We start from the raw sequence: 12251 nt of genomic DNA, 5'->3' as shown, positions 1-12251 counted from the left end.
CCCTCCGATCGGAGCATGTGCTCCGCGCTGCCAGCCCGCCAAGATTGATATGTGCATCCTCGACCGTGTTCAGCCGGATACTTCCCTCTCCTCTGCGGAAGTCGCCGAGCGTGCGGGATTTTCCCGTTCGCCTTGCTGGGGCAGAGCAAGATTCCCTGCGCCGCGTCACGATGGAACGACGCGAGGCAAAGCTTCGAGCAGCCGGTCGACATCGTTCAGGTCGTTGAACGCCGCCAGCGAAATCCGAAATCGATCGGGCCCCAGGGCCAGCGAAATACCATGTTCGTCGAGCCGTTCGGCCAACTTGGCGGGCGCATCGTCCAATGCGAAGGCGAGGAGCGGCGACCGCGAGCCGAGTGGAGTCAGCGGCTGATAGCCTCTTTTGCGCAGTTCGTTCTGGATCGCATCGATAAGCGGCAGGCGATGCTTCATGAGCGCCCGGGTTCCAACCCGGGAAATCCAATCGAGCGAGTAATCGAGCATTGCAACGCCCGTTCGGCACATCGTGCCCATGGCGAAAATGCCCTGCGCATTGCTCATGGGCCGGTAGCTGCCCGGCTCCAATATGTCCCCTTTCGGTAACGGAGCGATCTGCTTCTGGCCGTTGACCTGATAATAGCCCCACCAACTGGGTCTCAACAGGTGATGGACGTCCTTGCGCGCATAAAGAAAGGCCAGGCCGAAGTCGCCCATAAGCCATTTGTAAGAGGCGCATCCCGCGAAATCGGCGCCGCTGCCGGCCAGATCGAGGGGCATGGCGCCGGCCGCCTGGACGATATCGGTATAGACATAGGCTCCATGTGCGTGCGCCAGCGCGCAGACGGCGCTCAAGTCATGTTCAAATCCGTTGAGGGAAGAGACCTGGCTGATCGCCACGAGTTTTGTCTTGTCGTTCACCGCTGCGGCCATCGCCTCGGGATCGATCGTACCCTGATCGGTCATCGGCAGCACCACGACATCGACACCCGCCTGGGCAAGGCGCGCATAGGTGTAGAGCGAGCCAGCGAAATGAAGTTCGTCGGTAACGACCCGTCCGCCCGAACGAGGCAGGTCGAGTGCGGACAGAATCAGATTCTCGGCCATTGTGGTCGACTGGGTAAAGGCAAGTTCGTCAGGCGTAACACCAATCAGCCCCGCGAACAGTGCCATCACGCGATCGTCCGCCGCCCGCATATCGAGCGGGGCCGCGGACCTGCTGAGCGTTTTATGCGCCGCATAGGCTTCGAGTGCGCGTTGGGCCCCCCGCGGCAGGGGGTGGATCGATCCCGAATTGAAATAGGCCGTCGGCATCGAAGCGAACAGGGATTTCGCCGGCAGCGCGACGTCGCTCGTCGGAGCCGCACGGTCATTCGACCCGATATCTATATGACCGACGCTCATTGTTGTTTGCTCCCGATGCCGGTCGGCATGGGGCGACGTGGAAGGGCTTCCTCGCGATTTGCCGTTTCCATCAGGACGGTCGCCAGAATCACCGCGTTTCGACGCAGTGCGAGCGGGGCGAGATGATCGAACGTATCGAGATTGGAGTGATGGACACGGCTCTCATAGTCGAGCGGGTCCTGGATGAATTGAAAAGCCGGCAGGCCAAGGCTCTGAAAGTCGGAATGATCGCTGCCTTCGGCCGGTCCACTTGCCACCGATGACGCACCGAATGCCGCGAAACGATTCAACATTTGGCGAAAGATCGGCACGACTTCGCGATTACCTTCGGTAAAAATGCCCCGTATCGCGCCCGATCCTTTATCCACATTGAAATAGGCGTCGATCCGATCGAAGCCCGGTTTAGGCGAGATGGGAAAACGCCGACTCCACGCCCAGCTGGGCGCCGCACCGGGGACGGTCTGCCCGGGCCGTGTCGCGATATGCCGCTCGATATAGGCGAGCGAGCCCAGCCCGCCTTGCTCCTCCGCCGCCCAGAGCGCGAACCGGATCGTACGGCGCGGCTTGACCTTGAGCGTCGACAATATCCGCGCCGCTTCCATCACGATCGCCACCCCGGCGCCATTATCCGCCGCGCCATCGCCGGCGATCCAGCTGTCCAGATGCGCTCCGGCCATCACATAATGGCCGTCCGGATCGGTGCCCGGAATATCGGCGATGATGTTGTTGGCATTGTGGTCACCATCATGAAACCGGACGCTGCTGTCGATCTCCAGGACGACCGGCGCTCCGCTTTCCTCAAGCCTGACGATGCGGAGATAATCCTCTGCCGCCATCTCGAACCCCGGAACTGCCCGGGATCGGCCGACCCGATAGCCGGCCCCATAGCCCGTATCGCCATGCACCAGTTCCCCGTCGCGGTATGACTTGCGGATCCAGGCAACGGCGCCTTCCCTGGCCAGAAAGGCATCCAGGCGTTCCGCGAACAGCCTTGCGGTCATATCCGCTGCATAGTCGGACTGGCGCGTTTCCGGCGTGTAGGGCGCCTCGAGCGCGCGCAATTCGGCATCGTCATATATATGGACGGGCGGCGCCGTGAGAGGGGATACCACCTTGGGCGCCGATATGAGGACGATCTTGCCGGCCAGCTTCCCCGTCCAGCGGGCAAGATCGGCGTCCTTGGCGATGGGCGCCACGATAACGCCGTGCTGCACCGGCCGGTCGAACCCCGGTGTCCACGCGATCGGAATGATGGACAGGGCCCGCGAGCGAGGCTCGATCATTCGGATCGAGGCGCGATCGAACGACCAGCCGCGCCCGAAATCAAAGGGTTCGGCATGAACATCCCGCAGTTTCCACCGCTTGAACTGCGCAAGGGTCCATTGTTCGGCTGCCCGCATGCCAGGTGAATTGGTCAGCCGCGATCCGATCCTGTCGCTCAGCCAGGAAGCCGTTTCCATGACCTGGGACCGGTCCAGGCCCTCTTCAGCAATCCTGCCATCCAGCCCGCCATCCACAGCCTGGGCGAAGACGGGCGACGTACAGACCAGCCCCGCTGAAGCAGCCCCCGCCAACAATTCCAAAGCACGTCGTCTGGTGATCATTTGGTCCAACTTTCGGTAAACACGCTCCGAGCCGAGCCTTCGCGACCACATGCCGCTGCCGCCGGTCGAGACGTAACTCTATCGCTGATAGGCTTTGGGCAGGCTCTGCTCACCGGGCGTGATGTAGCGATCCCGCAATCTCGTCTGGCGCGAGTAGGCGGGCTGCTGTCGACCATGAATGAAGATCGCGATCGGCACCGAGGAAAGTTCGAGCGGATCGCCGGTCCATATGACCAGATCGGCACGCCGGCCCGGACGGAGGGACCCGATCTCGCTGTCCATCCCCACCACTGCCGCCGGTCCTGACGTGATTGCGGCGAAGGCACGGCCCCAATCGAGGCCGGTATAGCCAGGCACCTTGGTGATGGCGACCAGATTGCCGGCATATTGCTTGAGGTTGCCCTGATTGGCGCCCGGATCCGCGTTGATCGTGGAGATTGCCAGCGGAGCGACGCCTGCCTTCGCCATACGGCCGACATTGGATTGGGTCGCGGCGATGCGCTCGAAGGCTTCGGGCAGGTCGGCAAGGGCGGCGGCAATGACCGGCACGCGCGCGGCGGCGATCTCCGGCGCGACCATCCAGCCCTCGCCCGCGCCGACCAGCCCGAGTTTCAGCCGCGGATAGTCGGTCTTCAGCGCAAGCACCGAACGAATGTCGCTCGCCCGTTCGACATGTACGAGCAGGGGCACCTTGCCATCCAGAACCGCCAGCAAGGCGCGGGCATCCGGTCGCTTGATCAGCGAGTCCTTCCCGCGCCCGTCGAAGAGGTCGGGATTGCGACGATAGTCCTGCGCCTCGGCCAGCGCCTCGTGCAGCATGACGAACGCTGCGGGCCGGCTGCCGCCGGCGAGCTCCGCACCATATTCGCCGAGTTCGACATATTGGAAGGCACGTGGACGCATCACCGGGTCCAACCCGACCCCGAGGGAGATGACCGCGCCCTGCCCGGCGAAGATCGAACCGCTGGCGCTGGGCGACACCAGCGCACTGGTCACGCCGCGCAATCGTTCATTGTTGAGGATGGCCGAGTGAGGATTGATCGCCGGGGAGACGTCAATCGCGGCAGAAAAAGGCGATTTCGCCGCGCTGCCGTCGTTGCTTTCACCGACCCCGTCGACATCGGCCAGTCCCAGGTCAGAGAAGCCTGCGACGATACCGGCCGCAACCCATTTGCCGCGTGCATCGATCACCTTGGCTCCGGCAGGCACGGCGACATTGCGGCCGGCGGCGACGACGCGCCCATCGGTGAAGACGACGGTGCCATCGGGGATGGGTGTGGAGCCGTCGCCGATCGCTACCGTACCACCGACGATCGCGGTCGTCTCGGCCGACGCGGCTTGCGCGAGCAGGGCCGCGACTGCGATCAGCCACACCCTCATTTGGCGTCTCCTTCGCCAGGCTGGCCCAGTTCGAAATCGCTCACCGGACGCAGCTTCGGGTCGTTCGCATCAAAGAGCAGCGCCCCGTCTATCCAGACTCTTTCCGGCCGAGAATAGACGCTCAGTGGATTGCCATTCCACAGCACCACATCCGCCATCTTGCCGGGCTTCAGGCTGCCGGTCCTGTCGGCGATGCCGAGCACCCGGGCCGGATTGATCGAGAGCCACTCCCAGGCCATCTCGTCCGGGATGTCCACACCGATAGTGCGACCGGCGGTTTGCGCCTTGGCGACCTCCTGGTTCAGGTGCTGAATGCTGTTCTTGTCATCCGAATGAATGACCGCGCAGGCGCCTTCCTTCTGAAGCAGCGCGAGATTTTCCGGGATGCCGTCATAGCTTTCCATCTTGAAGGTGTACCAGTCGGCCCACACCGCGGCGCAGATGCCATTGGCCTTCAGCAGATCGGCGATCTTATAGGCCTCGACCGCATGGTGGAACGCGGCCACATGATAGCCGAACTCGGCCGACATGCCGATGAAATTGGCCATTTCGTCTGCGCGATAGCAGTGGGTATGAAGGCGGATGTTGCCCGCCAGCACGCCGGCCAGCGTGTCCAGGCCGATGTCGCGGGCCGGCGATTCGCCGCCGTCCCTCTCATATTTGTCCCACTTTCGCTTATATTCCACCGCCTTGGCCCACGTCGCGCGGTCGACCGCCACCTCCCCCATGCGCGTGGAGGGTTCGCGCCCTTTGGCGCCGTAGACCCGCTTCGGATTCTCGCCGCATGCCATCTTGAGGCCATAAGGCGCATCGGGAAACTTCATGGCTCGCGTCGTGCGCGCATAGACATTCTTGAGCACCACAGAGCGGCCACCGACGAGGTTCGCCGAACCGGGCAATATCTGCAGCGTGGTGACGCCGCCGTTCATCAGGGCACGGCCGAAGCCGGGGTCTTGCGGCCAGACGCTATGCTCGACCCAGACGTTCGCGGTGACGGGAGACGTCTCCTCGTTGTGATCGGACAGCGCCTGGATGCGCGGCGCGGCGGAAGCGCCGAGGTGGCTATGAACGTCTATGATACCAGGCGTCACCCATTTGCCGGTGCCGTCGATTACCGTTGCGCCGGCGGGCGGGACAATCTGCTGACCGACCTGGACGATCTTGCCATCGGCGAACAGCACCGAACCACGATCGATGCGCCCCCCTTCCCCGTCATAGATGGTGACGTTCGCCACCATGGTCGGCACGCCGGGATAGCGTTGATAGGTGGATGGATAGGGATCGGCGAGATAGCCCGGCGCAAGGCGGGGCTCCGGAGATGTGCCGCTTATCGTCGGCGAGGCCGTGGCACAGGCCATCAAGGCGAAGCAGGCTGTGAACGGAAAAGTGGCGCGGACGGCTTTCAATCGGTGAATCCCGGTCACGACAATTCGAGCCTCCGCCTTGGAGAATGCCATTTCTGGCAGCACTTAATGCCCTGCGCCATCCGCTTTTTTCAACATTAAGTGGTGTACCCTGACATTTATTTGACGTAAGTGGAAATCCATGTCTTGTCAACGCGCTGGTCCTTTCCTGGCCAGCCAGAGGAACTCGGGGATGATAGGCAGGATTTTTCGCGCTGAAGAGGTGGCTCACTGGCTGACCTATGAGGACTGCATCGACGCCATACGGACGGCGATGTCAGCCTTCTCACAGTCGGGCGAGGCGCAGCCCCTGCGCGAAATCATGAGCATCGGAAATGGCATCCTGTTCGCGTCGATGCCCGGCCGCGAGGCGGCCACGGGGCATTTTGGAGCGAAGCTCGGCACGGTCATCCGGCAGGGATCGCGGGAGGGCCGATCGCGGCACCGTGGCCTGGTGGTCCTCTTCGACGGCGGCACGGGTGACGTCAAGGCAATAGCCGACGCGGAGGCCGTAACGGCGATCCGGACGGCATGTGCATCGGCCGTCGCGACGGAAGCCCTGGCCCGCGAGAATGCTCGAACACTTGGTCTGTTCGGATGCGGCACGCAGGCCCACACCCACGTACATGCCATCGCCCATGTGCGTCGGCTGGAGCGGGTGTTCGTATGGGGGCGTGACCATGGCCGCGCAGCCGACTTTGCGGAACGGGTCGGTCGGGAGGCCAAGCTGGACATCGCCGCCGTCGAGGATCCCAGGGAGGCAGCTGCCGCAGACATTGTGTGCACCGTATCGGGTGCCAGCGAGCCAGTGCTGCGCGGCGACTGGCTGCGCGCCGGGGCTCATGTGAACATCGTCGGCTCCAGCTATGACGGGCCACGTGAGGTGGATGATGCGCTCGTCGCGCGCGGCAAGCTGTTCGTCGACAGCCGGCGCGCCGTCGAGGTGGCGGGCGCGGAATATCGTTCGGCGCTGACGTCGGGCGCGATCTCCAGCGATCATATAAGAGGGGAGGTCGGAGAAGTCCTGGCCGGCCGGATTCGGGGGCGAACCGATCCGTCCGAGATCACGCTGTACAAGTCGCTTGGCCTGATCGTGCAGGATCTCGCCGCGGTCGATCGTCTCGACATCAACGCGCGCGCCATGCAGGAAGCGCAGGCTGCGGCATCCTGAAGCCTGGAGCGAGTGCCCTTTATCCGATATCCGAACGACCCTTGGCTCGTCCTGAACAGACAGGGCGGCGCCGAAATGACGTCGCGAAGGGCGTTCTTCGATACGGGTCTTCGCCCGGCGAGGTTGACCGGAATCCAGGCTCTGAATTGAGGTAACGATAGAGCCCATTCACGCTTTCGGCGGAAGCGCAAAGCGCTCCCGCCTCAAACGGCCAGGCTCTAGCAAAGCACTGCTAAGGGATCAGTCCCTTCCAGAGCATGGCTATCACGGCGCTTCTATGTGGACGCGAGATCTCCCTTAAAAGGAGATGCTCGCCACTACGCCATAGGTGCGCGGATTGATGAACAGCGCGGTGGGAGTACGCGCGCCATTGGCATTATTGGCTGCGGCAACGCCACGCTTGTCGAACACGTTGCGGATATAGGGTGCGATGCTCAGCTTCTTATCAAAGGTGACACCCGCACGAAGATCGAGGGTGGTATAGGCCGGAATACGAATGCGTGGCCGGGTGGCAGCCGGATCGTTGGTCTGGAATCCCGCCAGGCGGTTCCCGACATAGGTCAGTGTTCCCCCGACATACATTTCCCAATCGTCCGTGAGATCGAAGCTCTGCTGCGCCGACAGGTTGCTCGTGAACTTGGCGACGAACGGGAGCCGGTCGCCCGGCAGGCCGCGGAAGCCCCTTCCGCCCTGGATCGTCAGGATATCCTCGGTGATTTCCGCGTCGGTCACGGTGAAGTTGCCGTTGATCGACATGCCGCGCCAGGGTGTGAGATCCGCCGCGAACTCCAGCCCTCGGCTGCGCGCCTTGCCACCGTTCGCCTGGAAATTCAGCGACGTGACGGGATCGGTGCCCAGAAGCTGAATGTCCTTCCAATCGATTTGGAACAAGGCGGTATCGATGGTCAGGACACCGGGCAGGACCCTGCCCTTGAACCCGACTTCATAGTTGATGACGCTATCCGAATCGAAGGCCACCGGCCTTCCGGGAGGCGATCCGATATTGGGCCCGCCAGGCCGATAGCCTGATGCCACCCGGACATAGCCAAGAATATCGGGCGAGAAATGGTAGCTTGGCGAGACGAGCCAGGTGAAAGCACTGTCCTTGGAACGGGCCCGGACCGTACCGGAGGTACCAAATACGCCTTCGACGGGTCCATCGAGAACCAGGGTCGTCGCGTTGTTCTGCTTGTTCTTGGCGTAGCGACCGCCCACCTGCAGGTCGAGCTTGTCGGTAGCATGCCAGATAAGGTCACCGAACCCGGCATACTCCCGATAGGTGGCGGGCCCCAGGGCATCATATGGGGTGCCGGTGACGGTCCCGGAGGCGAAAATGGTCTGGTCCGTCGCCGCATGTTCGACGGTGTAGAAGCCGCCGACCAGCCACTCGACAGCATCCATCTTCCCGGCGAGGCGAAGTTCCTGCGAGAATTTGGACGTCTTGGTGGCGTTGGAGATCTGAGCCGTCGGCGGCGTTGCGACGCCGTACGATCTTGCCAGAAGCCGGCCGAATGTCCGTGTCACATCGCTGAGCAGCACATTGTCGGCGCGGCTCCACGCGCTGATGGATGTCAGTGCCGCAGGGCCTAGATCCCACTCCACACGACCCGTGTAGAGCTGGAACTTCATCCTGTTGGGCGCATCGAGCGTGTTGATGGTGAGATCGCCCAGAACCGGATCGAAGGTCGTGGGCGCCGTGGTCGCATTGGGGCCGTTGACGCAGATATTGCATACCGGCACGCCGCCGCTGGTAGCGGCCAGATCGCTGTTGAGAGCCTTCTGATGCTGGTACAGGGCAGAGGCCGTGATCCGCAGATTGTCCGTGGCGCGGATCAGCGCAGCCGTCCTGAAGCCCCATACCTTGCGGGTGTTGACGTTGTTCTTCTTCAGGGCACCCGCATTGGCATTGTCGAGATACGGTGCATCCTCGCGCGTGAATGCGCTGGCGGTCGCGGCGAGCCAGTCCGTCACCGGGACGTTGATCGAGCCGCGCAAGGCATAGCCGGAGCCGCCCACATCGACCTTGGTCCCCGCGGCCTCGACGCGGCCCGAAAAGCTGTCGAACTGCGGTTCCTTGAGGACATATTTGATCAGGCCGCCGAGGCTCGCGGCGCCGTAGAGCGTACCCTGCGGCCCATGGAGCACCTCGACGCGGCCCAGCGCACTCGCGTCGAAGTCGGGCAGCGGGGGCTGGCCGGCGCCGGTCGTGCCCCCGAACTGGACATCGTCGACCAGGATGGCAACGGTGGGCGATGTTCCGCTGCCCGCGCTGATTCCGCGAAGCGAGATGTTCGAGACCAGCTGACCCGAATATTGCAGTCCGGGAATGCGGTCATAATAGTCGGAAAGGCGGCTGACGTTCAGCCTTGCCAGGGATTCGGCCGGAAGCACGCTTATAGCGACAGGAACGTCGATCAGGCGCTGTTCCCGCTTCTGCGCGGTAACGACGATATCGCCCGCAGAGGCGACCGTATCGGCCGCCTGCGGCTCTTGTGCGTACGCGCCAGCGGGAAGGGTAAGAAAAGCTGCGGAAGCGGAAAGCGCGGCCCTGAAGACGCGGCGGTCGATCGAACCCATAACATATCCCCCAATGCTTGATGGCGACACCCGCCGCCTCTGCTTTCAGAATGCGTGGCGGTTAACAACTATTCGTTGAAATATTCAACAAAATGTGTCGCCTGTCAATAGTCTGTCATCTTGCACTGGTTAGGCAGGCGGCGATGGTCTCGATTGACGGCCAGGCACCTTCTTCGCCGATGGCGACGATGCCACCCTGATTGCGGACGAGATTGTTCCGGCCGATGGGAGGCCGCGAACCGCCCTCCGGTAGAAAATATCCGGTTTTGCGGGCTTCGGAGCGCTACCGGTCGGGCTACGCCCTGATAGCCTCCCGGGTCGATCGGCTCTCGCCAGCCCGAAGCAGGTCGCGTCCCGTTGTAGCAAGAAGCTCTAGCCCAGAGAGTCGGGCGTGTCGTCGGTCCCGACCGTTCGACTCTGCTTAATCTCGTCGAGATAATTGTAGATGGTGAACTTGGTCGTCCCCAACGCCTCCGCGGCCATCTCGGCGGAGCCACGAAGCGAGAACAGGCCTCGCTCATGCATGGTCGCGACGGCAGCGATCTTCTCGCGTTTGGAGAGTCTGGACACAGGCGCATTGAACACCTGCAGCGCACTCGTGATGATGTCGGTCACGAGCGTGTCGACCGTGGGCTCCGAGGAGGTAGCCTTTGGCAATTTGGGACGGCGCACGAGGCTGTCCAAAGCGGACTGGATTTGATCGAAGGGTTGCGGATCGACGTTCATGCACAGCGCCGCAGCCGGCTGTCCCGCCTCGTCGAAAAAGATCACCGAAGAGGACGCCAAGGTCTTGCCCTCCCGCGTCCTGGTTTCGTAGCTGTCGATCAAACGGGTCTCGTTGGGTTCCCCAACAGCGGCATCGTGGATCACCGCATCGAAAGCGAGATCGCCGGAAAGGCTGGAGAGAATGGGCTGCCCTTCCCGCCTATTGCTGATGTGACCGTTGACGATTCTGGCGATCGACGCTTCCGGCCGGCGCAGATCATGCACGATAACCTCGGTGTCGGCGCGCACCACCTTTGCCAGTGCACCGGCAATGCACTTCAGCGCCTCGAGACGAGCGTGATGTGGCGCATCGGCGATATCCAGTTTCCGCTCCGCCCGGGATTTCCTTGTCATACCCACCTGCTCTTGGCCTTCTGCTGCCAGCTTTAACGCGGACAACGGTTTGTTGACCCCTGCCAATTTCTATAGTGCACCGCTCAAGGCGCCAGCAATAGCCTAGGCTGAATAAGAGGGTGGGTGCTGGAAGGATTTCCCCGCCGCAAGCCACTCTAGCCGCTCGTCACGTAAAGCGGTGCGCCGGACCTTGCCGGCTTCGTCACGCAATTGCATTTGCACGACCTCGTAGCTCTCAGGACGTTTATAGGGAGCGAGCCGATCAGCGATGAAGGCATGGACATCCGCAATGGCGGGCACATCCTGGCGAACCTCCAGAATTGCATGCACCCGATGACCGAATTCTTCGCAAGGCAGGCCGATGACGACCGAGCTCGCGACCGCGGGATGTTCGTCGAGCGCAGCTTCGATCTCGGCCGGGTAGATGTTCGCGCCCCCGCGAATGATCAGGTCGGTCCGCCGGTCGGCGAGGAACAGGTAGCCGTCCGCGTCGACATGTCCCAGATCGCCCAGCGACATACGCCCCCCGGCATCGAGCCGCGGTGTCGCGCCGATATAGTGAAAACGGGCGGCCGAGGCCGCGAGAAGGAAGACTTCACCGACTTCGCCGGGCGGACAGAGCTCACCACGCGCATTGCGGATGGTGATCGTATCCGGTGCGACCTGCCCGACCGATCCGGGCTTGAGCAGCCATTCGGCCCCGGTGATGAGGGTGCCTGTCGCCTCGGTGCCGGCGTAGGCCTCGACGATCCGCTCGGGGCCGAGCCAGTCGATCCAGGCTCGTTTGAGCCACACCGGGCATGCTGCCGCCATGTGGATGACGCGCCTCAGCGAGGACAGGTCATAGGCGTCGCGCACCGCAGGCGGCAGGGCCCAGATGCGCTGCATCATCGTCGGAACAAGGCAGCACCATTCGACCCGCTCGCGTTCGACCAGCCGCAGCCATTGCTCGGCATCGAACCGCTCCATGCCGACGACGCGATTTCCCGCGACGAGGGCCAGGTTGGAAAAAAGGAACGGGGCGTTATGGTAGAGCGGCCCGGGATTCAATATCGTGCCGCCTTCGGGCATACCGATCAGCGCGATAAGCTGGGCGATATATGGGCAGAGGCTGGCTGGCGCATGATCGACGATGATCTTCGGGCGGCCGGTAGAACCGCCGCTTGCGACGGCCTTCCAATAGCTGGCCGGCGGATGCTTCCCGAGCGTGGCGGGCGCCGTTTCCAGGGGCGCATCGCCCGCGATCGGCGTTGCCGTGCCGTGCGGCAATGTCGCGGCCCCGACGATCACGCGGGGCCGCGCGACGTCCAAGATGCCTGTGAATTCCGTCGCCGGCAGCCGGTAAGGCAGAATACAAGGCGTCGCTCCCGCCTTCCATGCGCCGAATGTCCACACATGGTGTGCCGTACCATTGGGTAATGCGATCGCGGCCAGATCGTCGTGGCCGATGCCGCGCGCCAGTAACGTCGCCGCCCGGCTGTCCGAACAGAGGTCGAGTTCGCGCCAGGTCAGGCGGTCTTCGCCATAGGATAGGGCGATGGTGTCCGGGCTCGCCGCCGCGTGGCTTTTCAATACCGCGCCGAAGCTCTCATGGGTCATCGATTCACTCTCATTGCG

The 12251-nt window shown here is 63.0% G+C and carries 8 protein-coding genes; 1 reads left to right on the top strand and 7 read right to left on the bottom strand.

From position 1 onward, the window contains the following. Positions 1–165: 165 nt before the first annotated feature. From CMV14_RS03700 to CMV14_RS03685, 4 genes are all read right to left on the bottom strand, one after another. A complete protein-coding gene (locus tag CMV14_RS03700; RefSeq protein ID WP_083215679.1) occupies positions 166–1380 on the bottom strand; it encodes an aminotransferase class V-fold PLP-dependent enzyme in 1215 nt (404 codons plus the stop codon). Continuing rightward, positions 1377–2984 (bottom strand): M20/M25/M40 family metallo-hydrolase, encoded by a 1608-nt coding sequence (locus CMV14_RS03695; protein WP_066959641.1) that lies wholly within the window; start codon positions 2982–2984, stop codon positions 1377–1379. The genes CMV14_RS03700 and CMV14_RS03695 overlap by 4 nt, the downstream gene beginning before the upstream one ends. Before the next feature lie 78 nt (positions 2985–3062). Further along, positions 3063–4364 (bottom strand): amidohydrolase family protein, encoded by a 1302-nt coding sequence (locus CMV14_RS03690; RefSeq protein WP_066959643.1) that lies wholly within the window; start codon positions 4362–4364, stop codon positions 3063–3065. Beyond that, complete coding sequence (locus CMV14_RS03685; RefSeq protein ID WP_238147179.1) at positions 4361–5770, bottom strand: amidohydrolase; 1410 nt, start codon at positions 5768–5770, stop codon at positions 4361–4363. The genes CMV14_RS03690 and CMV14_RS03685 overlap by 4 nt, the downstream gene beginning before the upstream one ends. 190 nt (positions 5771–5960) lie before the next feature. Here CMV14_RS03685 and CMV14_RS03680 point away from each other — a divergent pair, with 190 nt between their 5' ends. Further along, complete coding sequence (locus tag CMV14_RS03680; RefSeq protein WP_066959647.1) at positions 5961–6938, top strand: ornithine cyclodeaminase family protein; 978 nt, start codon at positions 5961–5963, stop codon at positions 6936–6938. A gap of 297 nt (positions 6939–7235) precedes the next feature. On the opposite strand, the gene CMV14_RS03675 is transcribed toward CMV14_RS03680, so the two are convergent. From CMV14_RS03675 to CMV14_RS03665, 3 genes are all read right to left on the bottom strand, one after another. Continuing rightward, entirely contained in the window at positions 7236–9515 is a 2280-nt protein-coding gene (locus CMV14_RS03675) for a TonB-dependent receptor (protein WP_066959649.1), read from the bottom strand. 372 nt (positions 9516–9887) lie between these two features. After that, positions 9888–10679: a helix-turn-helix transcriptional regulator gene (locus tag CMV14_RS03670; protein ID WP_066959651.1), complete on the bottom strand. Its 792-nt coding sequence runs from the start codon at positions 10677–10679 to the stop codon at positions 9888–9890. 57 nt (positions 10680–10736) lie between these two features. Continuing rightward, positions 10737–12233, bottom strand: coding sequence for an AMP-binding protein (locus tag CMV14_RS03665; protein WP_066959653.1), 1497 nt, complete (start codon positions 12231–12233; stop codon positions 10737–10739). Positions 12234–12251 lie beyond the last annotated feature (18 nt).

The sequence above is a fragment of the Rhizorhabdus dicambivorans genome (assembly GCF_002355275.1).
In the GTDB taxonomy this organism is placed as follows: domain Bacteria; phylum Pseudomonadota; class Alphaproteobacteria; order Sphingomonadales; family Sphingomonadaceae; genus Rhizorhabdus; species Rhizorhabdus dicambivorans.
Note: the sequence above shows the minus strand (reverse complement) of the source record. Positions and strands in the feature narration are given on the sequence as shown.

Coding starts and splice junctions, on each gene's coding strand:
- CMV14_RS03700 (WP_083215679.1), bottom strand. CDS start 1,380: ATGAGCGTCGGTCATATAGATATCGGGTCGAATGACCGTGCGGCTCCG.
- CMV14_RS03695 (WP_066959641.1), bottom strand. CDS start 2,984: ATGATCACCAGACGACGTGCTTTGGAATTGTTGGCGGGGGCTGCTTCA.
- CMV14_RS03690 (WP_066959643.1), bottom strand. CDS start 4,364: ATGAGGGTGTGGCTGATCGCAGTCGCGGCCCTGCTCGCGCAAGCCGCG.
- CMV14_RS03680 (WP_066959647.1), top strand. CDS start 5,961: ATGATAGGCAGGATTTTTCGCGCTGAAGAGGTGGCTCACTGGCTGACC.
- CMV14_RS03675 (WP_066959649.1), bottom strand. CDS start 9,515: ATGGGTTCGATCGACCGCCGCGTCTTCAGGGCCGCGCTTTCCGCTTCC.
- CMV14_RS03665 (WP_066959653.1), bottom strand. CDS start 12,233: ATGACCCATGAGAGCTTCGGCGCGGTATTGAAAAGCCACGCGGCGGCG.